The following is a 25,920-nucleotide window of genomic DNA, read 5'->3' as shown; positions in this document are numbered from 1 at the left end:
TCATCTCTAAGAAATAAATAAAACCAGAAATAAAAAAAGCGGCTGCACACATATATGCAACCGCTTCAGAATCAAGTCCCGCCTGTGCCGCTATGTCGGCATCCTGAACCAAAGCAGTTCAAGTTGGCCGCAGTTAGTTCAATTTCGGGTTCATCGGACTAGCGACGCTCACACCTATCGAACAAAATTCCGCAGCCGTTGCGTATAAATGGTTCAAGGATTTTATGACAATCGCGAACACGGCAGGAGACGTTAGTCTACTCCAAACATATCTCAAGTCAAACCCCTTTTGCCGAAAGTTTTTCCTGCCGCTTTTCTACAGTACGGCCTGCAGCATGGCTGTCCGCAGGGTCAGAACAAGTCTTCCTGCGCGGCCAGGGCTTCATCCAGTACTGTATGCATTGCGCTGATATTCTGCTTTACTTCCGACATGGTAAGGTCGGACAACGGGCCGGCAGGCGCTTTGCTGCCCAATAATTCAGCGGCGATGCCAAGCGCGGCGATGACGGCGATGCGGTCGTTGCCGCGAATTTTCCCGGCGTCGCGGATGGCGCTCATTTTGCCGTCCAGGTAGCTCACGGCTTCCTGCAGCGCCTTCTCTTCACCTTCCTTGCAAGCCAGGGTATAAGGCTGGCCCATGATGTTAACGCTCAACTGGCTCATGTAAGCTCCCGATCTTGCGACTCTTGCGATAACTCTTGCGGTAATGCCGGAAATTTCTCGAGCAGGGCCGCGACGCGCTGGTGCGCTTCGCCGATGCGTTGCTTCAATTCTTCGTTTTCACTCTGCAAACCGGTTGTGCGCAGGCGCAGCTGGGCATTTTCCCGGCGCAAGGTGTGCGTCAACTCAGCCAGCTGGCCGATTTTTTCTGATAATTGATGGAATTCTGAAATCATTTTGTCACTATAGTGTTGCTAAGGAAATTACGTCAATAGATTCGACCAATGAATCTCGCGGCCGGCCATCAATTCGTGCTGGGCGCCATGCGTTTGAGCGCATAGGAATACGCCAGCGACTGCAATAATGCCACGGTACTGCCGGCAATCACCTCCCCGACCCGCAACAAAGCATACTCCAGCTCCTGGTGCAGGCCTTTGCCGCCGATCGCGGCAGACATCAAGATCACCACGGTCGCCGGCCCCAGGCGCCAGTTGGCCGGATAGTTCTGCAACAGCATGGCGACCAGCACCGATGTTGCCAAAGCGACCAGCAAAGACAGGAATCCCGGGCCGAACAGCACTAGCGCCAGGCAAGCGACAACACAGCCGTTCAGCGTGTTGATCAAACGGGCCCGGAAATTCGCCTTGGCCAGGTTGACATCCGGCTCGGTCACGATAATCAGGGAAATCATGGCCCAATACGGTTCTTGCAAACCCAGGGCGCGCAATCCGTACCAGGTGATCAGCGCGCCCGTCAGGATCTTGATCAGGTAAACCAGGGCGTTTTTTCTGGGGCTAATGAATTGGAAGTCCATCCCGGCCTTTTAAAATCACGGTGCGAGCGCCATTTTAGCCGAGAACATGGCGTACTCCGAGATTTCAGTGCCTTGCGCTCTGATACCGGACATCGTCCAAGGTTCGTCGATTGCCATCGCGGATCGGCATGTTGCGATCCGGTTTCGATACTGTCCTGCTCTCGCGGCAATCCGGTAAAAATGCCTGACAAGAGGAATTTCTGCTATTTTATGATGTTGAATTGTTATAGATACACTAACTTGAAGCCGATTTTATTCACCTTTCGCCGCTGCCCGTATGCAATCCGCGCCCGCCTTGCGATCAAGGTCAGCGGCGTCGACGTAGACATGCATGAAGTCAGCTTGAGGAGCAAACCGCAAGCCATGCTGGACTGTTCGCCCAAGGGCACGGTCCCAGTCTTGAAGCTGCCGCATGGCGCGCCACTTGAACAAAGCCTGGACATCATGCACTGGGCGCTTGGACAGCATGATCCGGAACAGTGGCTAAGCCCGGACCCGGCCGTGCAGCAGCAGGTGCAGGAACTGATTCAGCAGAATGACGGCCCATTCAAGGCCTACCTGGACCGCTACAAGTATGCCGAGCGTTTTCCGGAACACCCCGCTGCCTATTACCGCGCCCAGGGAGCGGCCATCCTGGCGCAACTGGATGCGCGCATTGCACTGCACGGATTCCTGTGCGGTGAAAAACCGGGCCTGGCCGACATGGCCATCTTTCCTTTCGTACGGCAATTCGCGCACGTCGACAAAGAATGGTTTTACGCCAGCGAATACAAGAACCTGAGAGCCTGGCTGGACCAGCTCCTTGAATCATCGCTATTCAATTCCGTGATGCAAAAATGACTTGAATCCGCCAGCCTGGTCCAATCAGGGACTGCTTTGATTTTTAAGTAGTATTGGAGAAAAGATGCAAAATCAGAGAACACTCATTCGCCGTTCCAAATGGATGGCGCTTTCCATCGCACTACTTACCATGACCAGCATGCCCCTAAGAGCCGAAAACCAGCCGCCTGCCCTTTTTGCTTATGTCGGAACCTACAATCCCAACGGCGAAGGCGTATACCTGTTTAAAGTGGATGGCCAATCCGGCGCGCTGAGCCGGATAAAAGTCGTCAGCACGCTGCCGAACGCAGCCCAGCTCAATCTCGATGCTGCGGGCAAAACGCTGTATGTGGCCAGCGAGGTGGCCAACTATAACGATAGCCAGCATGGCGTGCTGGCTGCCTATGCGGTAAACCGGACAGACGGTTCGCTGACGCTGCTGAATCAGCAGGATGCGCAAGGCAAGAACCCGGTATATGTGTCGCTGACGCCAAAGCAGGACTACCTGCTCGCCGCCAACTACGGCAGCGGCTCGGTGGCTTCCTTCCCGCTGGCTCAAGACGGCAGCCTGCGGCCGGCGGTGTCGGTCCAGCAAAGCACCGGTCCGGCCGGAGCGGCACGGCCGGACGCCGCAACCGTCGGCAGCTTCGCCGCCAGCGACCACAACGGCCCGCACGCCCACATGATCGCCAGCGATCCCAGCGGCAAGTTTGTCTTTTCAACCGATCTTGGCCTGGATCGTATCTACCAATGGCGCTTTGACCAAAGCAGCGGCAGCCTGACGCCCAACACGCCGCCCTTCATCAAGGCATCGTCGGCGGGCGCCGGCCCGCGCCATTTCGTGTTCCACCCCAACGGCAAATATGTCTACCTGATCAACGAGGAAGCCTCGACGCTGACGCTCTACCACTTCGACCAGGCCAGCGGGACTTTGCAGGAACAGCAAACCATCTCAAGCCTGCCGGAAAATTACCAGGGCACCAATTTTGCCTCCGGCTTGACCTTGAGCCATGACGGCCGCTTCCTGTACGTCGCGAACCGCCTGCACAACAGCATCGCCCAGTTCGCCGTCGGCGCCGAAGGAAAACTGAGCTGGGTAGGAGAAACCTGGACCCGCGGCGACTATCCACGCGGCCTCGTGATCGAGCCGCAAGGCCGCTATATCTACGCGCTGAACCAGCGCAGCGACAATATCACCCAGTTCGCCATCGACAAGCGCAGCGGCAAGCTGGAATTCATCGACAGGTATACCGGGCTGGGCAGCCCTTCGCAGATGGTGTTTTTGCCCTAAGGCTATTAAAGGCTATTGCAAGGTGGCGGCGTGCAGGCGCACCGCCTCCAGCACCATCGGATTGAGCTCCGGACCGCCTTGCGTTTCGATATACGCCAGCAATTCGCGCCGCATGCGCGGCTCCCAGCTACGCTTCAGGTGGCTGGCGAAATCCGCCATGGCTTGCGGGCGGTCGGGCATGGTTTCGAAGAATGCGCCGATCTGATTCGCCATCTTCACCAGGTGTTCCAGATTCATATGTCTACCTTTCTGCTGCATTCACGGCAATAGCCGTTGCGGGTGGGCGTATACCACGTGGCCGGGCTGCCGCACGAAACCGAGCAAGGTCACGTTAGCCTGCTCCGCCAGCCGGATCGCCAGCGCGGTCGGCGCCGACACCGCGACGATGAAACCGCAGCCCATGCTGGCCGCCTTCTGCACCATTTCATAACTGGCGCGGCTGGTGATCAGCACCGCGCCGCTGGAAAAATCGCGCCGCGGATTTTCTTGCGACAAGGCTCCGATCAACTTGTCGAGAGCGTTATGCCGGCCCACATCTTCCCGCACCAGTGCGATCTTGCCGTCCGCCTGCAGCCATGCGGCGGCATGGGTAGCGCCAGTTATCTTTTGTAAATGCTGTTGCTGCTGCATCTCGGCCATCGCTGCATAAATTCCGGCCGCCGAAAAGCGCGCAGCGGACACCACCGGCGCCGGCTTGCGCACCGCCTGCTGCAAGGTTTCCGCGCCGCATAAGCCGCAGCCGGTGCGGCCGGTCAGGTTGCGCCGTTTTTCCTTGAGCGCGACAAAACGCTCGGTGGAGATCTGCATCTGCACCTGGATGCCGTCGGCGGCAGTGACGATTTCACAATCGAACAACTCGCTGCGGTCCTGCAAGATACCCTCTGTCAAGGAAAATCCCAGCGCAAAATCTTCCAGGTCGGCAGGCGACGCCATCATCACGGCATGCGAAATGCCGTTGTATTCCAGCGCCACCGGCACCTCTTCCGCAACCGCGTCGCGGCTCTTGCCGACGGCGCCGTTACGCCACTGCTCTACTTCGACTTCGGTGCTGCTGGGGTATTCGGGTGAAACCATGTTTTTCCTTTGTACCGTTATTTGCTGACCGCCGCCTCGGCCGCCTGCCCCTGCAGCAGCTTCAGCTGCTGCTCGGTGAAACGGCTGAACTGCTTCTGCCATGTCGACGGCTGGCTGACCGGCATCACCTGCACTGCAGTCACTTTATATTCCGGACAGTTGGTGGCCCAGTCCGAATTATCGGTGGTGATCACGTTCGCGCCCGATTCCGGGAAGTGGAAGGTGGTGTACACCACGCCCGGCTGCACCCGCTCGGTCACCGTTGCGCGCAAAACCGTCTGCCCTGCGCGCGATTCGATGCCGACCCAGTCGTCGTCCTTGATGCCGCGATCCTCGGCGTCATGCGGATGGATTTCCAGCCGGTCCTCGCTATGCCATTCGACATTCTCGGTGCGCCGGGTCTGGGCGCCGACATTGTATTGCGACAGGATGCGGCCGGTGGTCAGGATCAGCGGGAATTTCAGCGTCACTTTTTCATCGGTGGCGAAATACTGGGTATTGATGAACTTGCCCTTGCCGCGCACGAATTCCTTGATGTGCATGATAGGCGTGCCATCCGGCGCCGCGTCATTGCACGGCCATTGCAGGCTGCCGGCCTGTTCCAGCTTGGCGTAGCTGACGCCGTGGAAGGTCGGCGTCAACGCCGCGATTTCATCCATGATTTCCGATGGATGTGTATACGGCATGTCGTAAGCCAGCGCCTTGGACAACGCCACCGTGACTTCCCAGTCGGACAGGCCGGCCTTGGCAGGCATCACCTTGCGCACGCGCGAAATCCGCCGCTCGGCATTGGTGAAAGTGCCGTCCTTTTCCAGGAACGACGATCCCGGCAGAAATACGTGGGCATATTTGGCGGTCTCGTTCAGGAACAAGTCCTGCACCACAATGCATTCCATGTTCGACAGCGCCGCTGTCACGTGCTGGGTATTCGGATCGGACTGCACGATGTCCTCGCCTTCGCAATACAGGCCCATGAAACTGCCGTCGAGCGCGGCGTCGAACATGTTCGGGATACGCAAACCCGGCTCCGGACTCAGGGTAACGCCCCAGGCTTGCTCGAATTCACCACGCACGGTGCTGTCCGAGACATGGCGGTAACCCGGCAGTTCATGCGGGAAGGAACCCATGTCGCAAGAACCTTGGACATTGTTTTGTCCGCGCAGCGGATTGACGCCGACGCCTTCGCGGCCGACATTGCCGGTCGCCATCGCCAGGTTGGCGATACCGATCACCATGGTTGAACCCTGCGCATGTTCGGTCACACCGAGGCCGTAATAGATCGCGCCGTTGCCGGCAGTGGCAAACAAACGCGCAGCGCCGCGCAGCTGGTCGGCGGGTACGCCGGTGACATCAGCCATCATTTCCGGTGAATTCTCGGGACGCAGGACAAATTCCTTCCAGTCCGCGTATGATTTCTGGTCACAACGTTCGGCGACGAAATCTTCTTTCTGCAAACCTTCCGACAGGATCACATGCGCCAGCGCGGTGATCAGGGCGACGTTGGTGCCCGGGCGCAGCTTGAGGTGGAAAGCAGCTTGCACGTGCGGCGATTTCACCATTTCGGTGGTGCGCGGATCGACCACGATCAGCTTGGCGCCCTGGCGCAGGCGGCGTTTCATCTGTGAAGCAAACACCGGATGCGCAGCGACCGGATTGGCGCCTATGACCATGATCACGTCCGACTGCATGACCGAATCGAAAGTCTGGGTGCCGGCCGATTCACCCAGCGTTTGCTTCAGGCCATAGCCGGTCGGCGAATGGCAGACGCGGGCGCAGGTATCGACGTTGTTATTGCCGAAAGCGGCTCGCACCAGTTTTTGCACCAGGTAGGTTTCTTCATTGGTGCAGCGGGAGGAAGTGATGCCGCCGATCGAATCCTTGCCATGCTTGGCCTGGATCCGGCGGAACTCGCTGGCGGCATACGTCAGCGCTTCATCCCACGACACTTCGCGCCACGGATCGGTGATCTTGCTGCGTATCATCGGCTTGGTGATGCGGTCCTTGTGGGTGGCGTAACCCCAGGCAAAACGCCCCTTGACGCAAGAATGGCCGTGGTTGGCCTGGCCATCCTTGTGCGGCACCATACGCACCACTTCATTGCCCTTCATCTCAGCCTTGAACGAGCAACCGACACCGCAATAGGCGCATGTAGTGATCTTGCTGTGCTCGGCCTGGCCCATCATGATCACGGTTTTTTCGGTCAGCGTCGCCGTCGGGCAGGCTTGCACGCAAGCGCCGCAGGACACACATTCCGACTCCATGAAACTGTCCATCTGCCCTGCCGACACGCGCGATTCGAAACCGCGGCCGTCGATTGTCAAAGCAAACGTGCCCTGGGTTTCTTCGCAGGCGCGCACGCAACGATTACAGACGATGCATTTGGACGGATCGTAGGTGAAATAAGGATTCGATTCATCCTTTTTCATCTTCAGGTGGTTATCGCCCTCATAGCCATAACGGACTTCGCGCAACCCGGTCACGCCAGCCATGTCCTGCAGTTCGCAATTACCGTTGGTGGGGCAAGTCAGGCAATCGAGCGGATGGTCGGAAATGTACAGCTCCATCACGCCGCGCCGGATGTCGGCCAGCTTAGGCGTCTGCGTCCTGACTTTCATGCCCGGCTCGCACGGCGTGGTGCACGATGCCGGATAACCTTTCTTGCCGTCGATTTCCACCAGGCACAGGCGGCAAGAACCGAACGGCTCCAGGCTGTCGGTAGCACACAATTTGGGAACGTTGATGCCGGCCTCTACTGCCGCGCGCATCACCGAAGTGCCGGCGGCCACTTCGACGCTGACGCCGTCGATTTCCAGGGTTACCGTTTTTTCGGATTGCTTGGCAGGCGTGCCGTAGTCAATTTCATTAAGCTGATTCATCACATGCTCCTGGTTCCGATGGAACGTGGGTGGTGTTTATCTGAATGGCAGTCAGGCGGCCTTGTTGAGCACGCCGCTGGCGAAATCTTCGGGAAAATGATCGAGCGCCGACAGCACCGGCAGCGGCGTCATGCTGCCCATCGCACACAGCGAACCGTTGACCATGGTGTCGCACAGGTCGCGCAGCAGATGGATCTGTTGCGCCTGGCCGGCGACGATCTTGTCGATCACTTCCACGCCACGGGTCGAGCCGATGCGGCAAGGCGTGCATTTTCCGCAGGATTCGACCGCGCAAAACTCCATCGCGTAGCGCGCCTGTTTCGCCATGTCGACGCTATCGTCGAACACCACGATGCCGCCATGGCCCAGCATGCCGCCGACGGCGGCGAAGGCTTCGTAATCGACCTTGGTGTCGAACAGCGATTGCGGCAAGTACGGTCCCAACGGGCCGCCGACCTGTACCGCGCGTATCGGCTTGCCGCTGGCAGTGCCGCCGCCGAAATCGAACAGCAATTCGCGCAAGGTGACGCCAAACGCTTTTTCAACCAGGCCGCCATGGCGGATATTGCCTGCCAGCTGCATCGGCAGAGTGCCGAGCGAACGCCCCATGCCGTAATTTTTATAAAAGGCGGCGCCGCGCGCCAGGATGATGGGTACCGAGGCCAGAGAAATCACATTGTTGATGACTGTCGGTTTGCCGAACAAGCCTTCGATCGCCGGCAGCGGCGGCTTGGCGCGCACCACGCCGCGCTTGCCTTCCAGACTCTCCAGCAAGGCGGTTTCTTCACCGCAGATATAGGCGCCGGCGCCTTTGCGCACTTCCAGATGGAAGGCGCGGCCCGAGCCGAGGATATTCTCGCCCAGGTAATTGCGGCTGTTCGCCGTAACTATTGCCTGGTCCAGCGCCGCGATGGCATGCGGATATTCCGAGCGAACATAGATATAACCGCGGGTCGCGCCAACCGCCAGCGCCGCAATCGTCATGCCTTCGACCAGCACGAAGGGATCGTCTTCCATGATCATGCGGTCGGAAAACGTGCCGGAGTCGCCTTCGTCGGCGTTGCAGACTATGTATTTCTGCGCGCTCTGGGCGCCCAGCACCGTCTTCCATTTGATGCCGGTCGGGAAAGCCGCGCCGCCTCGTCCGCGCAGGCCGGAATCCAGCACTTCCTGCACGATATCGGCGCTCTGCATGGCCAGGGCTTTTTGCAAGCCCTGGTAGCCTTCATGCGCCAGGTAATCGTCCAGCGATACCGGATCGGTAATGCCGACGCGCGCAAAAGTCAGGCGTTCCTGCTTCTTCAAATAGGGAATTTCGTCGACCAGCCCCAAAGCCAGGGGATGCTGGCCGCCAGCCATGAAATCGGCATCGAACAAGCCCGCAACATCCTCCGGTTCGACCGGCCCGTAGCCGACACGGCCGGCGGCCGTAGCTACCTCGACCAGCGGCTCCAGCCAGAACATGCCGCGCGAACCATTGCGCACCAGGGTGATTTCCTGGCCGCGCTTCGCCGCCTCGGCGACGATTGCCGCAGCAACCTCATTCGCGCCCAAGGCCAGTGCAGTGGAGTCGCGTGGTACGTAGATGGTTATGCTCACGCCACACCTCGCTTGGCGCGCACCAGCCTGTTGAATTTGTCGCTGCTGACGCGCGCATGCAGGTCGTCGTCGATCAGCATGCTCGGGCCACAAGCGCATTGGCCCAGGCAGTACACCGGCTCCAGCGTAAACTGGCCGTCGCTGCTAGTGCCGTGGAAATCGCAGCCGAGGGCTGCCTTGGCATGCGCCGCCAGCGCGTCCGCGCCGACTGCCTGGCAGGCTTCGGCGCGGCACAGCTGCACGACATGGCGCCCCGCCGGCTGCTGGCGGAAATGGTGGTAAAAGCTGATCACGCCATGCACTTCGGCGCGCGATAGGTTCAGCTGCTCGGCAATCAAAGGCACCGCCGACGACGGTACGTAGCCGAGCGCATCCTGGATGGCATGCAAGACAGGCAGCATGGCGCCGGGCATGGCCTGGTATTTCTGGATAATGGATTTGACCTGGTCCAGGTCGACGGACGGTTCCGACGGAACTGCTTTTGAAACTTGGGAACTTGGCTCGATTTGCATCTTCACGACAGTCTCCTACCGGTATTCGGTACTACAAAAGGTGCGCAGATTGGATGTTCTTGTTATGAAACCATGCACCTTGATCGGCGCACTACGGTGCGTCCTGCATCTCTGTTACTTTTTTCTAAAACGTCTTGCTGCCGTAGGGTGGGCATTTCTGCCCACCCTACTTCATTCAACTACTTAAACAATACTGCAGATTTCTGCAGGGTAATCGAGATTCCCCACACCAGCGGAATAACCACTGCCGCCCACGACAACCATAACACCAGCGGGCTGCCGCCGCTGCCGATACGCGCCATGTCTTCGGCTGAAACCGTCACGTCCGGATTGGCCGAAGCCTGTTCGTGTGCCAGTTTCTTTTCACGCGCCAGTTCTTCCGGCGTCATGAAATGCTTTTCGGCAATCGGCTTGATCATCAGGTTGCACAGCAAGCCGACTACCAGGAAACCGGCCAGGATATACATCGTGGTGTTGTAGACCGATTCGCGCGGCATGCCCAGCGAGATCTGGTATTCGCGCATGTAGTTCACCACCACCGGGCCGAGAATGCCGGCAGTCGCCCATGCAGTCAGCAGGCGGCCGTGGATCGCGCCCACCATCTGGGTACCGAACAGGTCAGCCAGGTAGGCCGGCACGGTTGCAAAACCGCCGCCATACATCGACAGGATCAGGCACACCGCAGTCACGAACAAGGCTACGCTGCCGGCTGCACCTGACCAAGGCAAGCTCACATACAGGATGAAGCCAAGCACAAAGAACACCACGTAAGTCATCTTGCGTCCGATGTAGTCCGAGCAGGAAGCCCAGACGAAACGGCCGCCGATATTGAACAGGCTGATCAGGCCGGTAAAGCCGGCGGCAATCGCTGCAATCGCGCCTTTTTGCTCCAGCGACAGTTCGGTAAACTTGGTGCCCACGCCGAGCAGATGGCCGCCGAACACTTCCTGCAGCATCGGCGAAGCCATGCCGATCACGCCGATGCCGGCCGAGACGTTCAAGCACAGCACCAGCCATACCAGCCAGAACTGCGGGATGCCCCACACCTTGCTGACGTGCACGTGATGCTGGGTGATCATCGCATTGCCGTTGGCGGCAGGCGGCGTCCAGCCGGCCGGCTTCCAGCCGCTAGGCGGAATCCGGTAGCCGAAGGCGCCAGCCATCATGAACACGAAGTAGATCAGGGCCATGACGACGAAGGTCTGCCAGACGCCGACCGACACATCGGAAGCGAAATGCTTCATCAGCTTGTCCGCCAGCGGGCTGCCGATCAGCGCACCGCCGCCGAAGCCCATGATCGCCATGCCGGTCGCCATGCCGCGGCGATCAGGGAACCACTTGATCAGGGTCGACACCGGCGAGATATAACCCAGCCCGAGGCCGACACCGCCGATCAGGCCGGAGCCTATCCACATCAGCCAGATCTGGTGGTGGTAGACGCCGAATGCCGAAATCAGCAAACCGCCGCACCAGCACAAGGCCGCCACAAAACCTGCCTTGCGCGGACCGACGTGCTCCAGCCAGCCGCCCCAGATCGCTGCCGATGTTCCCAAAAGGACGAAGAACATGGTGTAGATCCAGCCCAGCATCGAAATCTTCCAGTCGCAAGTACTGGCGAATATTTCGGCAAAGAAACTCATATCCTTGGAACAGGCCAGCGACTCCTTGATCCCGATTGCCTTCGACAGCGGCAGCCAGAACACGGAAAAGCCGTAAGCCATGCCGATACACAAATGAATTGCCAGTGCCGCAGGCGGCACCAGCCAACGATTGAAACCGGGACCTGCAATGGTCCGCTCTTTATCTAAAAATCCCACTTTTCCCCCCGGAAATTAAAAAAGCTTATATGTACCATAGGTAATTACTTACATATAGTTTTATATCAAAAATATTTTTTGTTATACGTATTTTCCCCTATATTTCCACCTGAATATATGAAAAATATCACTGGCAGCCAAGGCACTCAATAGGCTATATTTTGCATAATGTATAAAGTCAAAATCAAGCCGCACTGGGAAATCTCGCGCGACACCGAGCCGCCTCTGGATACTGCCGTACTGCTGGCCCTGCTTACCGCCATCCAGGAGACCGGTTCCATCGCCAATGCCGCCAAACAGACAGGCAATTCCTACCGCCATGCCTGGGGCTTGCTGCGCGACGCCGAGCGGATGTTCGGCCATCCGCTGATCAGCACCGGCCGCGGGCGCGGCAGCCGCTTGCTGCCGCTGGCGGAAAAGCTGATCTGGGCCGACCGCCGCATCGCCGCGCGTTTGTCGCCGACGCTGGAAACCCTGGCCTCCGAACTGGAAGGCGAGCTGAGCAAGACGGTGAGCGGCCAGCCGCAGGTGATCCGCCTCAACGCCAGCCACGGTTTTGCCGTCGCCGCGCTGCTGAACCAGCTGAATGAACGCCGCTTGCCGGTAGAACTGCGCTATCGCAACAGCGCCGATGCGGTGGCGGCGCTGGCGCGGCAAGAATGCGACCTGGCCGGTTTTCACGTGCCTTTGGGAGAGTTTGAAGATGCGTCGGTGGCCAGCTATAGTCATTGGTTGAATAAAGACAAGCACTGCCTGATCCACCTGGCGGTGCGCAACCAGGGCTTGATGGTGGCGCCCGGCAATCCGAAAAACATTGCCGGCCTGCCCGACCTGAGCCGCGAGGGCGTGTTGTTCGTCAATCGCCAGACCGGTTCCGGCACCCGCATGCTGCTGGAGCTGATGCTGTCCCGGCAAGCACTGTCGCCGACCGCCATCGAAGGTTTCGAAACCGCCGAATTCACGCACTCGGCGATTGCCGCCTTTATCGCCAGCGGCATGGCCGATGTCGGTTTCGGCGTACAGACCGCCGCCCACCGTTTCGGCCTGGATTTCATCCCGCTGGTGCGCGAACGCTATTTCTTCGCCGTCTCCAGCGCAACCATGAAAGACCCGCTGATGCAGCAGGTCATCGCCATCCTGCAATCAGCCTCGTTCCGCGACATAGTCAACCAGCTCAACGGCTACGACGGCAGCGCCACCGGCGAGATACTGTCGCTGTCGGAAGCATTCGAGAGCCTGCAATAACGCTCCGTCATGGAATTCGGCGAAGTCCACCCTAGCCGGCCGCACCTGGCCGGCTAGGGTGCCCTTATCTGCAATCTATCTATATAAATCATTGTTATTTGCATAGATGAATCTAAAATAGCGGCTTATTCCAGGCAATATTGTTAATATGCCAATTTCGTGGCTAAACACTCTACCGACCTTACAGGAGCTACTCAATGAATCGCATTTTCAACCTGGGCCTGTGCGTACTCGCTCTGTCGCTGGCGGCTTGCGGCAAGCAGGAACCGAAAACGGCGGCGGCGCCTGCGCCGACCGAATACCTGGTCGGCGCCGAAGCGACTTTTGCGCCGTTCGAATACCAGAATGAACAAAAGGAAATCGTCGGCTTTGATGTCGACGTCATGAATGCCATCGCCGACAAGGGCGGTTTCAAGATCAAGTTCGTCAACACGCCGTTTGAAGGCATCTTCAATTTCCTGGCGCAGGGCGACCGCGACCTGCTGGCCTCGGCCATCACGATTACCGACGAACGCAAGCAGACTGTCGATTTCTCCGAACCCTACTTCGAAGCCAACCAGCTGATCGTGGTGCCGAAAAATTCCAAGGTCGCCAAATTCGCCGACCTCAAGAACATGAAAGTGGGCGTGCAAAGCGCTACCACCGGCGACGAGATCGTGCAAAAGGAACTGGGCAAGAACAATCCCAACATCAAGCGCCTGGAATCGGCGACCTTGGTCATGAAGGAGCTGGAAGGCGGCGGCGTTGAAGCCGTGGTATCCGACAACGGCGTGGTCAAGAACTACATCAAGAACAATCCGTCCGAAGGTTTCCGCCTGATTTCCGACCCTGCCTTCTCCAAAGAGTATTACGGCATTGCGGTCAAGAAGGGCAACACCGAGCTGCTGGCCAAGGTCAACAAAGGGCTGGCGGCAATCAAGGCCGACGGCACTTACGACAAGATCTACGCCAAGTATTTTGCCGACTCTGCCACCGACTCTGCTAAATAACCGCCGGGAAAAAACATGAAACAACGATATCTGCCGGCCCTTGCCTTGACACTGCTGTGTTCGCTTGCCGTCCTGGCCGGCTGCGGAAAAAAGGACAGCAACCCGGCGGCGACCGCCGCCAATAACGAATACGTGGTCGGCGCCGACGGCGCTTATGCGCCTTTCGCTTCCGAGAATGAACAAAAGGAACTGGTCGGCTTCGATATCGACATCATGAAAGCCGTGGCCGACAAGGCCGGCCTCAAGATCAGGATCGTCAACACGCCGTTCGACGGCCTGTTCAACGCCCTGGCCCAGGGCGACCGCGATATCCTGATTTCCACCATCACGATCAACGACCAGCGCCGCCAGAGCATGGATTTCTCCGAGCCTTATTTCGTGGCGAAGCAGCTGATCGTGCTGCCGTCGAGCTCGAAAGTAGCCAAGTTCGAAGACCTGAAAGCATTGAAGATCGGCGTCCAGAGCGCCACTACCGCGGATGAAGCGGCACAGAACCTGGTCGGCAAGAACAGCCCCAACGTCAAACGCTTCGAATCGATGCCGCTGGCGTTCCAGGAACTGGAAGGCGGCGGCGTCGACGCCGTGATCGGCGACAACGGCGTGGTCACCAATTTCGTCAAGAACAATCCGGGCAAGAGCTTCCGCATCGTCAACGATCCAACTTTCCCCAAGGAATACTACGGAATCGCGGTCAAGAAGGGCAACGCCGAACTGCTGGCCAAGCTCAACCATGGCCTGGAACAGATCAAGGCCGACGGCACGCAGGACCGGATCTACAAGAAATATTTCGCCGACGAGAAGTTATAAATCCGACTTATTTTTACGAGAACACCATGAAAAAAATGTTAAGCCGCTACCTGCCGCTGTGCGCTCTCAGCATGAGCCTGCTGGCAGTGGGCGCCTGCGGTAAAAAGGAAGAAACGCCGGCGGCAGCGGCCAAGCAAAGCCTGTACGTGGTCGGCGTTGAATCGGCTTACGCGCCGTTTTCCGCCGAGAACGAAAAAAAGGAAGTGGTCGGCTTCGATATCGACCTGATGAAGGCGATCGCAGCCAAAATCGGCATCGAAGTGAAATTCATCCCGACCCCGTTCGAAGGCATCTTCAACTTCCTGGCGCAGGGCGACCGCGACCTGCTGATTTCCGCCATCACGATTACCGACGAGCGCAAGCAGACGGTCGATTTTTCCGAGCCTTATTTCGAAGCCAGCCAGCTGATCGCCGTCCCGCAAGGCAATACCTCAGTGAAACAGTTTAATGACCTGAAGACCATGAAGATCGGCGTGCAAAGCGCCACTACCGGCGACGAAGTGGTGCAAAACCTGGTGGGCAAGAACAATCCCAGCATCAAGCGCTTCGATTCCACCACGCTGGCCCTGAAAGAACTGGAAAGCGGCGGCGTCGATGCCGTGGTGGCGGACGATCCTGTGGTCAGGAATTACATTACCAACAATCCGTCGGCCAGCTTCCGCGTCGTGACCGATGCAGGCTTTCCGAAAGAGTACTATGGCATTGCGGTTCGCAAAGGCAATACCGAGCTGCTGACCAAGATCAACCAGGGCCTGGCTGATGTCAAGGCAGACGGCAGTTTCGCAAAAATCAATGAAAAGTACTTCGGCAACGGTAAGTAATTAGCTGTAGCCCGCCCGCAGACCGGCTGTTTTTGGCGGTCTGCGGCAACTACGGTATAATTTTGCGCTAATTTTTTATTATCTTCATGTTTAGCCCGGATCAGCAACCAGCCAGGTTACGCGTCCTCTCAGCCCGTCGCACCGTTTCTTCTCAATAACACTTATGGATTTTCGCTGGAGCATCATACAAGGCTACGCGCCGCTATTCGTCAAGGGCTTCTTCATGACGGTCCAGGTCGCCGTGATCAGTATCATCATCGGCACCATCCTCGGTCTGTTGCTCGGCATGCTGCGTCTGGCCGAGGTCAAGCACGGTCCATGGAAATGGCCGTTCCGCCTGTTGAAAGGGCTGGCCAGCTTCTATGTCGCCTTCTTCCGCGGCACCCCGCTGTTCGTGCAAATCCTGCTGATCCACTTTGCGGTAATGCCCGTGCTGATCCACCAGGACAACGGCCTGCTGATCTCCGGCGACCTGGCGCGCACCATCAAGCAAGACTATGGCGCATTCATTTCCGGCATCGTCGCCCTGTCGCTGAATGCCGGCGCTTACATTTCAGAGATTTTCCGGGCCGGCATCCAGTCTATCGACCGCGGCCAGTCTTATGCGGCATCCAGCCTCGGCATGGGCTACAAGCTGACCATGCGCTACGTGGTGCTGCCGCAAGCATTCCGCCGCATGCTGCCGCCGCTCGGCAATGAAGCCATCACCCTGCTCAAGGATTCGTCGCTGGTATCGGCCATCGGCCTGGCCGAGCTGGCTTATGCGGCGAGGACTGTTGCCGGCGCCTACTCGCGTTACTGGGAACCGTACATCACGATTTCCGTGGTCTATTTCGCCATGACCATGATACTGGCGACGCTGGTCGGTCGGCTGGAACGGAAATACGCGGCGCCACACCATCGTTGACTGCAAGCTGGCAGCCACCCACGAAAAACCCTTATTTTCTCAATGAAAATAAGGGTTTTTTAATGGTTAGTCGACTTCCGACAAACGTCCGTCGACAGTCAGCAAAGCAGTACGCAAACGCCTGCCACCGAACACCGCCTGCGCCGCCTGCCGGTAGCTGCGCAACTGTGCCGTGTACGCCGCGCGCTCGCTGTCGAGCAGATTGCGCTTGTAGTCCAGGATCCATACCTCTTCCTCGAAGACCACCACACGGTCGAAACGTAGCACGACATTGTCGGCGATGATTTCCATTTCATTGCGCGCATGCAGGTGCATGGCCGGATTGAAGAAATGCTCCAGCTCGGCTTGTTCCAGGATGGTCTGGGCTTGCCGCCGCACCTGCTTTGCCAGTGCCGGCGGGCACGGCAGCCAGCGTGCAATCGTCGCCGCGTCCGGCAGCACCACCGGCCAATGTCCATGCTGGGTGACTCTTTCCAGCAAGCCGTGCAAAGCGATGCCCTCGGCGATTGCCTCGCTGTCGAATGTGGCGGCGATGACCGGCTCGGCGGGCGGCATTTGCGGTGGATCAAATATTTCCTGCTCGAATCTTTGTGCGCTGGCGGTAGCCGAGGCGTGTTCCGCGACGGCGTCGGAACTGGAATCTAAGCTGAACTCAGGCACATGTTCCAGCCGCGCATACCAGCTGTCTTTCGTCACGCCGCCGCTTATGCCGACGACGCCGCTCACTATCAGCAACTGCTTGGCGCGGGTGGTGGCGACGTACAGCAAGTTCCAGTCTTCCTGCGTCTTGAAGCCCTCTTCCGCGGCAAACAGCGGGTCGCGCGCAGCGCCACGCTCAGCGCTGCTGCCGAACGCGGAAAAATGCAGCGGCGCCTCCGCATCCTGCGGCCAGTCGCACAGGATACCGTAGTCATCTCTTGCCGGTTTGCTGTGATTGGCGTCCAGCAGCACCACTACCGGCGCTTCCAGCCCCTTGGCGCTGTGCACCGTCAGGATGCGCACCGCATCGGTGGCGGCATCGATGCTGGCTTCGTCGGGCGCATCGCCGCCGGCGGCGTTTTGCAAGCCGCGCAAGGCATCGATGAATTTCGGCAAACTGGGATAACGGCCGGCGTCCATGTTCAGCGCCAGCTCGACGAAGGCTTCGATATTGCCTATGGCCTGGCTGCGCGATAAAGGCGAAGCCGCCTGCGCATATCGCGCCAGCAATTGGCCCTGGTGCAAAATCACGTCGAGCAGATCGTGCACCGGCAAACGCGGCGCCGCCTGCAGCCATTGTTCCAGCAAGGCGGTGGCGCGCTGCAGCGCCGGCGCCGCGTCCGGACTTGCCGAAGCAGCCCGCAGGCGTGCCCACCAGCCGCGTTCGCCGCGTTGCGCCAGGGCGATCAAGTTGTCGTCGCTGGCGCCGAAGATCGGCGATTTCAGCACATGGCCGAGCGCGCGCGCATCGTCCGGCGTGATCAGGAAAGTCAACAAGGCGACCAGGTCGGAAATTTCCAGCGATTCCAGCAAGCCGCCGCGCTTGTCCGACATGAACGGTATGCCGGCTGCGCGCAGCGCGCTTTCATAAGCACCCAGATGACTGCGTTTTTTCACCAGCAGCATTACGTCCGACCAGCGCAACCTGCGATCGCCGTGTTCCTGGCGCACCGTCAGTTCTTGCCTGGCGCGCCACAGAGCTTGCGCCAGCTGCTTACCCTCGTCGCGGCGGCGCGCGTCTTCCGATTCTTCGCGCGCGGTTATGAGCGGATTGCGCAAACCTGGCAGCGGCTCTTCCGCCTCATCGTCCGCTTGCCGGATCAAGGGTAAACGCCAGACCTGGCCGCCGACTTCGCCCAGCGTGGTTTGCGCCGAAAACAAGGGATTGGCGTAGAAACTGGCGTTCAGCACATCCACGATCGCTGTGGCGTTGCGCCGGGTCTGGTTGGCTTGCAATACCGTCGCCCCCTGTTGCTGCAGCAGCGTGCGCGCAGCCTCGAACACCCTTGGCTCGGCGCGCCGGAAACGGTAAATCGACTGTTTCGGATCGCCAACCACAAACACGCTGGGCTGGCCGGCGTCTTCACCGTAGGCGCTCAGCCAGGCATGCACGATGCTCCATTGCAGAGGATTGGTGTCCTGGAACTCATCCAGCAGGATATGTTTGTAGCGTGTATCGAGCCGGCTTTGCAGGTAAGCCGCGCTTTCCGGATTGGTCAGCAAGCGGTAGGCCTGCCATTCGAGGTCGGCGAAATCGAACACCCGCTGTTCCGCCTTCAGCGCCTGGTAGCATTCCAGGTAGGCGTTGCCGACGCTGAACAGGTGCTGGTTCAGGCTGAGCACGGTGCGCTCGTAGCTGCGTTTGCGTAATAGCTTGAGGGCGTCGCCGGTGGCGTCGAATTGCGCGTCAAAAGCATCAGGGGCGTTACCGCCCAAGCTGTTTTCCAGCGCTTTCAGCAAGTCCTTGGATTTGAGATTGCTGCGCGGTTTTCCTGCATCGTCAAAGAACTGATGGCACAAGGCGTCGAAATTCACTACCGCGGCGCCCGCCGTCAGCGCCATTTCAATCGCGGTAGCGCGTTTCTGGTTGGTGGCAGAACCCTGCCCCAGCAGCCAGGCAATCTGCTTGACCTGCGACAGGAGTTTTTCGTCGCCCCATAATGACAGGCGCGCATCGATTTCAGCATCTTCGCCGCACAGCTCGCGCAGCCACTGCAGCGGCGCATCCACGCCCTGCTGGACCACGGCCCACCATTCGGCACGTTTATCGATGAACGCGTTCAGCAATTTCCTGGTGCTGAAATCGCCCGCCAGCTGGTACAGCGCCAGCAGGTCCTGCCTGACCTGGCCGTTTTCCTCGTCGTTCAGCGACTGCATGAAACGCAGGTAAGCGTCGGCCAGCAATTCACCGGTTTTCTCGGTCAAGGCATAACCATGCGGCACGCCCGACGCCAGCGGCGCGATTTGCAGCAAGCGCGCGAACCAGCTATGGAAAGTATCGATCGACAGGCTTTGCGGACTAGCCAGCACGCGCTCATACAGATCGCGCGCCGCAGGCAGCACTTGCGCCAGGTCCTGCTGCGCGATGCCGCGTTCCAGCAGCAGCTGGCGCACCTTGGCGTCCGGCTGCAAAGCCAGGTCGTGCAGCAGCTCCAGCAGACGCTCGCGCATTTCCTGCGCGGCCTTGCGGGTAAAGGTGATCGCCAGCAGTTCCGACGGCGCGGCGCCGGCCAGCAGCAGCCGCAGCATGCGCGCCACCAGCAGCCAGGTCTTGCCGCTGCCGGCGCAGGCTTCCACCACTACCGAATGCTGCGGATCGCAGGCGGCATTGGTGAAGTCCTGGGCCGCGACTATTGCGCCGTTCATCCGATAGGCGCTCGGCGGCCCGGTCTCAGTGCGTATACTTTCGGCTTCTATCATTCCCATGCTCCCTTGCGACACAAACCGCGCACGTCGCAATACTGGCAAACCGATGCCACGCCGTTGGCAGGCAAGCCGACGCCGCGCGCAATCGCTTGCACATTGACCGAAATCTGCGCGGCCAAGGCGCGCTGTGCTTCGTCGTAGTCGGGAGCGCTGACGTCGCCGACCTTGTCTTTGGTGGTTTCCAGGGCGACGTAGTGCGCCGCCGCAACCGGCCGGTCCGACAGCAAACCGTAGAACGCCAGCTGATGATCTTCATGGTCTTTCAGTTTTTTATTCAGCACGACCAGGTTGTTGGTCTTGTAATCCAGCACCGCACGCTCGCCGGCGTCGTTCTCGTCGACCCGGTCAATCCGGCCGTGCAGCATCAGTTCGCGGTCCGGCAGCGCCATCGGTTTTTCATAGGCCTGCTCGCCAAATACGAAAGACCAGCCTTGCGCTTCGTGCTCATTGGCCCAGGCGACATAGGCCGAAATGACTTTTTGCCAGCGCGAGTAATAACCCAGGGCTGCTGCGTTTTTGGCGATGACGCTGTCGAACAGTTTTTTTGAGATATCGACCAGCAAGGATTCGCGCTGGTCCAGCGGGCATGGCTGGTCGCGCAGGGTTTCGTGGTAAGTCTCCAGGATTTCATGCAGCCAGCCGCCGTAGTCGCGTTTTTCCGGCAAGTCGGACAGCTCGTCCAGCGATGCCAGGCCGAGCATGCGCCTGGCGAAAAATTGATACGGACAGGCGATAAAGCTGTTGTAGGCGCTGGCCGTCAGGCGACTCGGCGTCAACTGCGGCGCTGCCGGCGCCGGCATGGTTGCAGGCGTGGCCAGCAAGCTTTGCGACGCAATCGCCGCCCGCCGTTCAGGCAGCGCCGGCGCGGCAGGAATGGCGCGCGCCAAGGTCAGCTGCAGGCGCTGGATCCAGGGGCTGACCGGATTCGGTTCACCGTCCTTGTGCGCCTGCCACGACAACACCACTTGCGGATTCATCGCCAGCAGCTCGACCACGTCGCGCAATTGCTGGCGCTGCCGGCTTTCGCGTGTCGCCAGGCCCAGCTCGCGCCGCACGGTATTGGCAAAAAACAGCGTCTCCTGCGGCTGCGACGGCAGGTGATCGGCGTCGGCGCCCACCACCAGCACGGCGTCGAAGGTACGCAGGCGAGCGCCGTTCAGCGGCAGCATCACCACCCGGCGGTCATTGATGGCGCTGATGAAACTGGTGTCGTCGAGCTGCAGGTTGACCAGCGCGCGCCATTCGGGAAAGGAGAACAGAGCCGCAAACTCGTTCCCTGGCGGAGTAATATTCTGCAGCAGCTGCAAGATCTGCTGGCCGGCCGAATCCGCGCTGAGCGCCGCTGAGATGCCCAAGGCATCGAGCGTTACCGTGGTAGTAGCTATCCAGTCGCGCAGATTCTTGCGGCCGCTGAACAACGCGGCTTGCTGCGCCAGCAAAGCCACCGCCTTTTGTTCCGCCGGCGCTGCGGTCAAGGCATTGATCACCGCGCGCCACTCGCCGAGCACGTTGGCGCGCCGCAGCAGCAACTCTATCTTCATCACCAACGCCGACTTGTTGGCGACGCTATCCTGCGCATCGTGCAGCAGGCCGCTGGACGCTTCATTCAGGACAAACGGCGATTTCAGAAAATCCAGCAAGGCAGTGGTTTCACCGCGTGCCGTGACAACATCGAACCAGGCTGAAATCGCGGATGCGGCGCGCGTAGTGGACAACTTCCAGCCGGTTTCGTCGGCCACATGGATCTGCGCCCGTTCCAGCAACGCACGGATGCGGCGCGCCACGACACGATCCTGCGCCACGATTGCCAGGCTGGCCTTGCCCTGCTGCAGCCAGTCGATCACCATTTGTGCGCCTTGCACCGCTTCGTCTTCGACACTGCGCGCTGCGCACAACGCCAACTCGGCCGGCAATGCTTGACTGCCGATCGCTTCCACGGCGTTTTCTTCATCTGCCACCGTCTCAACCATTTCCGGCCATGCCTGGGTATAGGTCGGCAGCAGTGCTGGCGCGCGCCAGTCGAGAGTGATGGTCAGCACTTGCTGGCGCCTGGCGTAGGCGTCGAGAAAAGCCTGCTCCAGCGGTTCCGGCGCTACCGAACTGATCCAGGCCATGGGCTGGCTGGCGTTTTCCGCGACCTGCAGCATTTGCGTGAAACGCGTGGCGATCGCATCGTCGGCGTCCAGCTGGCTTTTCCAGATCGACCACACCAGCTGCGTTTCATCCGACAGCAGCTTGCGTGCATCCGGCGACAGCTGTTCCAGCGCATGTTGCCAGCGCTGCTCCGGATCGTTTGCCGCATCGGCGTGCAAAGCAGGGAGCAAAGCTTGCGTCAGTTCGTCTGATAACGCTAACAATGTCTGCGCCAGCGGCAGCAGATCGGTATTGCGGCGCGCCGTAAATAATTTTTTCAGCCAGCCGTGCTGGCGCAGTTCGGCATACAAGCGCATCAGCCGCTCGCTGGCGGGCAGCACATTGGGCAGCGGCGGCAAGGTCGCCAGCCAGCCGGACAGGGTGAAGAATTGCGGCGGCACGAAAGTCCCGCCCAGCTCCGCGCTCAAGGCCGCTTTCAGCGGCTGGGCATGGGCAAAAGTGGGCAGCATCACGCGCCATTGGGCGAAATCACGCTGCCCCTGGTCGCCGCTGGCCTGGCGGCAGGCTGCCAGCAAAGCACGTGCAGCATCCGGCCAGAAGTTGGCAGAAGGCACGATTTGAATGGATTTTGATGGCATGTAGCTCACTGAAAGCGCGGGAACAGCTGCATTGCAACTCTCGCATTTTTGCAACAATTAACTGTCATTTTATGCGAGCCCCCGGGAAAACCAGCCTCAAATAATTACATAACCAATTACATAAGCCACACTTTTTCATAAAATCGGTTATGATTTAGTGAATATCCCGCCGCAATACCTCTTACCGCACCCACAAAAACTTGAATTCGCGCACGGCATCCCCACTTATTCAATAGAATAGGGAACGCCGATGGCAGCCACCAAGCAGGAATGGTAAGTCGTCTTGGCACACATTGATTCTTTTTCCCTCACACTGAGGAAACCATGAGCGAACATATTAAACATACTTCCGATGCAACTTTTGAAGCAGACGTACTCAAATCCGACAAACCGGTCCTGGTAGATTTCTGGGCTGAGTGGTGCGGTCCTTGCAAGATGATCGCCCCGATCCTGGAAGAAGTCGCCAAGGATTACGGCGACAAGCTGCAAATCGTCAAGCTTGACGTCGATTCCAACCAGGCAGTGCCTGCCAAGTTCGGCATCCGCGGCATCCCGACCCTGATACTGTTCAAGAACGGTGCCGCTGCTGCACAAAAAGTCGGCGCGCTGGCCAAGGGCCAGTTGACCTCTTTCATTGATTCGAATATATAATAAGAACCGTGGCGGTGCGCCCGCACCGCCACTTGTGTTTTACTAACTACACCACGCAGTTCCCTCCCCCACCCAATATTTCCCATCCCGGGACACTCATACCTATGCATTTATCTGAATTAAAGGCGTTACATGTCTCCGCCCTGCTAGAAATGGCAATCGGCCTCGACATCGATAACGCAGCGCGTTTGCGCAAACAAGAACTGATGTTCGCGATCCTGAAAAAGCGCGCGAAATCAGGAGAACAGATTTTCGGCGACGGCGCCCTCGAAGTCCTGCCTGACGGCTTTGGCTTCCTGCGCTCGCCCGACGCCAGCTACATGGCGTCCACCGACGACATTTATATTTCGCCTTCGCAAATCCGCCGCTTCAACCTGCACACCGGCGATTCGATCGAAGGTGAAGTGCGCACGCCGAAAGACGGCGAGCGCTATTTCGCCCTGGTCAAGGTCGACAAGGTCAACGGCGAATCGCCGGAAGCCTCCAAGCACCGCATCCTGTTTGAAAACCTGACGCCGCTGCATCCGAACAAGCCGCTGCCGCTGGAACGCGACATGCGCGGCGAAGAAAACATCACCGGCCGCATCATCGACATGATCGCGCCTATCGGCAAGGGCCAGCGCGGCCTGCTGGTAGCGTCGCCGAAGTCCGGTAAATCGGTCATGCTGCAACACATCGCGCATGCAATCACCACCAACCATCCCGACACCGTGATGATCGTCCTGCTGATCGACGAACGTCCGGAAGAAGTGACCGAAATGCAGCGCTCGGTGCGCGGCGAAGTGGTTGCCTCCACTTTCGACGAACCGGCCACGCGCCACGTGCAAGTCGCCGAAATGGTGCTGGAAAAAGCCAAGCGCCTGGTTGAAATGAAAAAGGACGTTGTGATCCTGCTGGACTCGATCACCCGCCTGGCGCGCGCCTACAATACCGTGATCCCTGCCTCCGGCAAGGTGCTGACCGGCGGTGTCGACGCCAACGCGCTGCAACGTCCTAAGCGTTTCTTCGGCGCCGCCCGCAACATCGAAGAAGGCGGTTCGCTGACCATCATCGCCACTGCCCTGATCGAAACCGGCAGCCGCATGGATGACGTGATCTACGAAGAATTCAAGGGTACCGGCAACATGGAAGTCCACCTGGAACGCCGCCTCGCCGAGAAGCGCGTGTACCCTTCGATCAACCTGAACAAGTCCGGCACCCGCCGCGAAGAATTGCTGATCAAGCCTGACCAGCTGCAAAAGATCTGGGTGCTGCGCAAGCTGCTGTACAGCATGGATGAAATCGAAGCGATGGAGTTCATCCTCGACAAGATGAAGTCGACCAAGAACAACGCCGAGTTCTTCGACATGATGCGCCGCGGCGGCTGATCAAAACCGGCAATCGTAAAAGCCTGGTCCATGCAAATGGACCAGGCTTTTTTCATTTACTGGCAGGCAGCGCCGTCATGCCGCGGCCTGCCGCCTGGCCGATGCCGGCCAGATCAGCATCGCCGTGCGCACCACGCCCTGCAACGCTTCTTGTGTGGCGCCGTCGCGCGCTTGCAGCGACATGCCATGCAGCACGGTAGTGAAATAAGCCGCCATCTGCTCGACCTCGGTTTCGATTGGCAATTCGCCATCGGCCACGCCCTGCAGCAGGCGCTTGCGGATATCCTGCGCCGAGTCCACTCTCAAATTGTGCAGGAACATATCCACCGGACGATTCGACGGCGTGCAGTTGGTGGCGCCCAGCACTACCAGGCAGCCTGTCGGTTTGCCCGGCAGGGCCAGCACGATAGCCGCCGCCATCAGCATGCCCTCTATCGCTGCACGCGCAGTCAGGCCCGCGCGCAAGGCTTTGCCGGTGGCGCTGCCCTCGGTGTTGCGGTAGTAGTCCACCGCTTCACGAAACAGCGCTTCCTTGCCGCCGAACGCCGCATACAAGCTGGGGGCGTTGATCTTCATGGCCGCCATCAGGTCGGCCAGCGATGCGCCCTCATAGCCGCGCTCCCAGAATATTTCCATCGCCTGCCGCAGCGCCGTTTCGCGGTCAAAGCTGCGCGGGCGTCCTCGTTCAGCCATATGCCATCCAATTTTGTAATAATCGTTAAAAAATAACTTGACAGCAGCAAGCGCCGTCAGTCACGATTATATAACGATCATTACTTAAATAGGAAACACGATGTCAAAACTGACTGGAAAAGTGGCCTTGGTCACCGGCGCAAGCCGTGGAATCGGCGCGGCGATAGCGAAACGGCTGGCGCAAGAAGGGGCGGATGTTGCAATCACCTATGTCAATTCGGCCGACAAGGCGAATACCGTGGCGAACGATATCCGCGCCGGCGGCAGGCGCAGCCTGGCGCTGGCCGCCGACAGCGCCGATCCGCATGCCACCGTGGCAGCGGTGCAGCGCACGGTGCAGGAACTGGGCCGCATCGACATCCTGGTGAGCAATGCCGGCATCGGCTACTGGAAGCCGCTGGACCAGTTCACCCTGGAAGAATTCGACCGCATCATCGCAGTCAATGTGCGCGCAGTGTTCGCCGGCGCCCAGGCCGCCGCGCCGCACATGGAAAGCGGCGGCCGCATCATCACCATCGGCAGCTGCAATGCGGATCGCGTGCCGGCCGCCGGCAGCACCCTGTACGCAATGAGCAAGTCGGCACTGATCGGCCTGACCAAAGGCATCGCCCGCGATCTCGGCCCGCGCGGCATCACCGCCAACCTGGTCCAGCCCGGGCCGATAGACACCGACATGAATCCGGCCGACAGCGAACGCGCCGACTCCTTGCGCGCGCTGATGGCGCTTGGCCACTACGGCAGCGGTGAGGACATAGGCGGCCTGGTTGCTTACCTGGCCAGCGCGGAAAGCCGCTTCATCACCGGCGCCGCGCTCACCATAGACGGCGGCTACAACATCTAA

General features: G+C 59.3%; 22 protein-coding genes and 1 other RNA gene. 10 read left to right on the top strand and 13 right to left on the bottom strand.

Going from position 1 to position 25,920, the window contains the following annotated elements:
* Positions 1 to 71: 71 nt before the first annotated feature.
* The 4 genes from ssrS to CFter6_RS05480 all read right to left on the bottom strand — a co-directional run bounded on the left by ssrS (position 72) and on the right by CFter6_RS05480 (position 1,474).
* A non-coding RNA gene (gene ssrS, locus CFter6_RS05495) (6S RNA) lies at positions 72 to 252 on the bottom strand.
* Between the two features lie 99 nt (positions 253 to 351).
* Positions 352 to 663 (bottom strand): cell division protein ZapA, encoded by a 312-nt coding sequence (locus tag CFter6_RS05490; RefSeq protein ID WP_014004880.1) that lies wholly within the window; start codon positions 661 to 663, stop codon positions 352 to 354.
* A complete protein-coding gene (locus CFter6_RS05485; RefSeq protein WP_061539066.1) occupies positions 660 to 896 on the bottom strand; it encodes a hypothetical protein in 237 nt (78 codons plus the stop codon). The genes CFter6_RS05490 and CFter6_RS05485 overlap by 4 nt, the downstream gene beginning before the upstream one ends.
* Positions 897 to 964: 68 nt before the next feature.
* Positions 965 to 1,474, bottom strand: coding sequence for an FUSC family protein (locus CFter6_RS05480; RefSeq protein WP_061539065.1), 510 nt, complete (start codon positions 1,472 to 1,474; stop codon positions 965 to 967).
* 240 nt (positions 1,475 to 1,714) lie between these two features.
* Here CFter6_RS05480 and CFter6_RS05475 point away from each other — a divergent pair, with 240 nt between their 5' ends.
* Together CFter6_RS05475 and CFter6_RS05470 are read left to right on the top strand one after the other, a co-directional pair.
* Positions 1,715 to 2,314, top strand: a complete 600-nt coding sequence (locus CFter6_RS05475; RefSeq protein ID WP_236904535.1) for a glutathione S-transferase — start codon at positions 1,715 to 1,717, stop codon at positions 2,312 to 2,314.
* A gap of 64 nt (positions 2,315 to 2,378) precedes the next feature.
* Positions 2,379 to 3,584, top strand: a complete 1,206-nt coding sequence (locus CFter6_RS05470; protein ID WP_061539064.1) for a lactonase family protein — start codon at positions 2,379 to 2,381, stop codon at positions 3,582 to 3,584.
* 12 nt (positions 3,585 to 3,596) lie between these two features.
* On the opposite strand, the gene CFter6_RS05465 is transcribed toward CFter6_RS05470, so the two are convergent.
* From CFter6_RS05465 to CFter6_RS05440, 6 genes are all read right to left on the bottom strand, one after another.
* Entirely contained in the window at positions 3,597 to 3,821 is a 225-nt protein-coding gene (locus CFter6_RS05465) for a formate dehydrogenase subunit delta (RefSeq protein WP_061539063.1), read from the bottom strand.
* Between the two features lie 21 nt (positions 3,822 to 3,842).
* Positions 3,843 to 4,658 carry a formate dehydrogenase accessory sulfurtransferase FdhD gene (gene fdhD, locus CFter6_RS05460; protein ID WP_061539062.1) on the bottom strand — a complete coding sequence of 272 codons (816 nt, stop codon included), beginning with the start codon at positions 4,656 to 4,658 and terminating at the stop codon, positions 3,843 to 3,845.
* 17 nt (positions 4,659 to 4,675) lie between these two features.
* On the bottom strand, positions 4,676 to 7,534 hold the full coding sequence (gene fdhF, locus CFter6_RS05455; RefSeq protein WP_061539061.1) for a formate dehydrogenase subunit alpha: 2,859 nt from the start codon (positions 7,532 to 7,534) through the stop codon (positions 4,676 to 4,678).
* Positions 7,535 to 7,585: 51 nt separating this feature from the next.
* A complete protein-coding gene (locus CFter6_RS05450; RefSeq protein ID WP_061539060.1) occupies positions 7,586 to 9,133 on the bottom strand; it encodes a formate dehydrogenase beta subunit in 1,548 nt (515 codons plus the stop codon).
* Positions 9,130 to 9,645, bottom strand: a complete 516-nt coding sequence (locus CFter6_RS05445; RefSeq protein WP_061542222.1) for a formate dehydrogenase subunit gamma — start codon at positions 9,643 to 9,645, stop codon at positions 9,130 to 9,132. Before CFter6_RS05445 ends, CFter6_RS05450 begins: the two co-directional genes overlap by 4 nt.
* A gap of 179 nt (positions 9,646 to 9,824) precedes the next feature.
* Positions 9,825 to 11,462 (bottom strand): OFA family MFS transporter, encoded by a 1,638-nt coding sequence (locus tag CFter6_RS05440; protein WP_061539059.1) that lies wholly within the window; start codon positions 11,460 to 11,462, stop codon positions 9,825 to 9,827.
* Between the two features lie 168 nt (positions 11,463 to 11,630).
* Between CFter6_RS05440 and CFter6_RS05435 the strand changes: the two genes are divergently transcribed.
* The 5 genes from CFter6_RS05435 to CFter6_RS05415 all read left to right on the top strand — a co-directional run bounded on the left by CFter6_RS05435 (position 11,631) and on the right by CFter6_RS05415 (position 16,231).
* A complete protein-coding gene (locus tag CFter6_RS05435) occupies positions 11,631 to 12,707 on the top strand; it encodes a substrate-binding domain-containing protein (protein ID WP_061539058.1) in 1,077 nt (358 codons plus the stop codon).
* A 197-nt stretch (positions 12,708 to 12,904) separates the two neighbouring features.
* On the top strand, positions 12,905 to 13,696 hold the full coding sequence (locus CFter6_RS05430; protein WP_061539057.1) for a basic amino acid ABC transporter substrate-binding protein: 792 nt from the start codon (positions 12,905 to 12,907) through the stop codon (positions 13,694 to 13,696).
* 15 nt (positions 13,697 to 13,711) lie between these two features.
* Positions 13,712 to 14,503 carry a basic amino acid ABC transporter substrate-binding protein gene (locus CFter6_RS05425; RefSeq protein ID WP_061539056.1) on the top strand — a complete coding sequence of 264 codons (792 nt, stop codon included), beginning with the start codon at positions 13,712 to 13,714 and terminating at the stop codon, positions 14,501 to 14,503.
* Positions 14,504 to 14,529: 26 nt separating this feature from the next.
* Positions 14,530 to 15,324, top strand: coding sequence for a basic amino acid ABC transporter substrate-binding protein (locus CFter6_RS05420; RefSeq protein WP_061539055.1), 795 nt, complete (start codon positions 14,530 to 14,532; stop codon positions 15,322 to 15,324).
* Between the two features lie 163 nt (positions 15,325 to 15,487).
* A complete protein-coding gene (locus CFter6_RS05415) occupies positions 15,488 to 16,231 on the top strand; it encodes an amino acid ABC transporter permease (RefSeq protein ID WP_061539054.1) in 744 nt (247 codons plus the stop codon).
* 66 nt (positions 16,232 to 16,297) lie between these two features.
* Here the strand turns inward: CFter6_RS05415 and CFter6_RS05410 are convergent, their stop codons facing one another.
* Together CFter6_RS05410 and CFter6_RS05405 are read right to left on the bottom strand one after the other, a co-directional pair.
* Entirely contained in the window at positions 16,298 to 19,630 is a 3,333-nt protein-coding gene (locus CFter6_RS05410) for a UvrD-helicase domain-containing protein (RefSeq protein ID WP_150118644.1), read from the bottom strand.
* On the bottom strand, positions 19,627 to 22,368 hold the full coding sequence (locus CFter6_RS05405) for a PD-(D/E)XK nuclease family protein (protein ID WP_061539052.1): 2,742 nt from the start codon (positions 22,366 to 22,368) through the stop codon (positions 19,627 to 19,629). Before CFter6_RS05405 ends, CFter6_RS05410 begins: the two co-directional genes overlap by 4 nt.
* A 324-nt stretch (positions 22,369 to 22,692) precedes the next feature.
* Here CFter6_RS05405 and trxA point away from each other — a divergent pair, with 324 nt between their 5' ends.
* Both trxA and rho read left to right on the top strand, forming a co-directional pair.
* A complete protein-coding gene (trxA, locus tag CFter6_RS05400; protein WP_061539051.1) occupies positions 22,693 to 23,019 on the top strand; it encodes a thioredoxin TrxA in 327 nt (108 codons plus the stop codon).
* A gap of 104 nt (positions 23,020 to 23,123) precedes the next feature.
* Complete coding sequence (gene rho / locus CFter6_RS05395; RefSeq protein WP_014004861.1) at positions 23,124 to 24,386, top strand: transcription termination factor Rho; 1,263 nt, start codon at positions 23,124 to 23,126, stop codon at positions 24,384 to 24,386.
* A 75-nt stretch (positions 24,387 to 24,461) separates the two neighbouring features.
* On the opposite strand, the gene CFter6_RS05390 is transcribed toward rho, so the two are convergent.
* A complete protein-coding gene (locus CFter6_RS05390) occupies positions 24,462 to 25,079 on the bottom strand; it encodes a TetR/AcrR family transcriptional regulator (protein ID WP_061539050.1) in 618 nt (205 codons plus the stop codon).
* Positions 25,080 to 25,179: 100 nt separating this feature from the next.
* Here CFter6_RS05390 and CFter6_RS05385 point away from each other — a divergent pair, with 100 nt between their 5' ends.
* On the top strand, positions 25,180 to 25,920 hold the full coding sequence (locus tag CFter6_RS05385; protein ID WP_061539049.1) for a 3-oxoacyl-ACP reductase family protein: 741 nt from the start codon (positions 25,180 to 25,182) through the stop codon (positions 25,918 to 25,920).

It is taken from the genome of Collimonas fungivorans, assembly GCF_001584145.1.
GTDB lineage: Bacteria > Pseudomonadota > Gammaproteobacteria > Burkholderiales > Burkholderiaceae_D > Collimonas > Collimonas fungivorans.
The sequence above is the reverse complement of the archived record's forward strand: the minus strand, read 5'-3'. Positions and strand labels throughout refer to the sequence as shown.

Bases quoted from the DNA above. Each gene is read 5' to 3' on its own strand.
- CFter6_RS05485 (WP_061539066.1), bottom strand. From the start codon at position 896: ATGATTTCAGAATTCCATCAATTATCAGAAAAAATCGGCCAGCTGGCT.
- CFter6_RS05415 (WP_061539054.1), top strand. From the start codon at position 15,488: ATGGATTTTCGCTGGAGCATCATACAAGGCTACGCGCCGCTATTCGTC.
- CFter6_RS05385 (WP_061539049.1), top strand. From the start codon at position 25,180: ATGTCAAAACTGACTGGAAAAGTGGCCTTGGTCACCGGCGCAAGCCGT.
- CFter6_RS05420 (WP_061539055.1), top strand. From the start codon at position 14,530: ATGAAAAAAATGTTAAGCCGCTACCTGCCGCTGTGCGCTCTCAGCATG.
- CFter6_RS05445 (WP_061542222.1), bottom strand. From the start codon at position 9,645: ATGCAAATCGAGCCAAGTTCCCAAGTTTCAAAAGCAGTTCCGTCGGAA.
- CFter6_RS05430 (WP_061539057.1), top strand. From the start codon at position 12,905: ATGAATCGCATTTTCAACCTGGGCCTGTGCGTACTCGCTCTGTCGCTG.
- CFter6_RS05405 (WP_061539052.1), bottom strand. From the start codon at position 22,368: ATGCCATCAAAATCCATTCAAATCGTGCCTTCTGCCAACTTCTGGCCG.
- fdhF (WP_061539061.1), bottom strand. From the start codon at position 7,534: ATGAATCAGCTTAATGAAATTGACTACGGCACGCCTGCCAAGCAATCC.
- CFter6_RS05470 (WP_061539064.1), top strand. From the start codon at position 2,379: ATGCAAAATCAGAGAACACTCATTCGCCGTTCCAAATGGATGGCGCTT.
- trxA (WP_061539051.1), top strand. From the start codon at position 22,693: ATGAGCGAACATATTAAACATACTTCCGATGCAACTTTTGAAGCAGAC.
- CFter6_RS05425 (WP_061539056.1), top strand. From the start codon at position 13,712: ATGAAACAACGATATCTGCCGGCCCTTGCCTTGACACTGCTGTGTTCG.
- rho (WP_014004861.1), top strand. From the start codon at position 23,124: ATGCATTTATCTGAATTAAAGGCGTTACATGTCTCCGCCCTGCTAGAA.
- CFter6_RS05435 (WP_061539058.1), top strand. From the start codon at position 11,631: ATGTATAAAGTCAAAATCAAGCCGCACTGGGAAATCTCGCGCGACACC.
- CFter6_RS05490 (WP_014004880.1), bottom strand. From the start codon at position 663: ATGAGCCAGTTGAGCGTTAACATCATGGGCCAGCCTTATACCCTGGCT.
- fdhD (WP_061539062.1), bottom strand. From the start codon at position 4,658: ATGGTTTCACCCGAATACCCCAGCAGCACCGAAGTCGAAGTAGAGCAG.
- CFter6_RS05480 (WP_061539065.1), bottom strand. From the start codon at position 1,474: ATGGACTTCCAATTCATTAGCCCCAGAAAAAACGCCCTGGTTTACCTG.
- CFter6_RS05410 (WP_150118644.1), bottom strand. From the start codon at position 19,630: ATGATAGAAGCCGAAAGTATACGCACTGAGACCGGGCCGCCGAGCGCC.
- CFter6_RS05390 (WP_061539050.1), bottom strand. From the start codon at position 25,079: ATGGCTGAACGAGGACGCCCGCGCAGCTTTGACCGCGAAACGGCGCTG.
- CFter6_RS05465 (WP_061539063.1), bottom strand. From the start codon at position 3,821: ATGAATCTGGAACACCTGGTGAAGATGGCGAATCAGATCGGCGCATTC.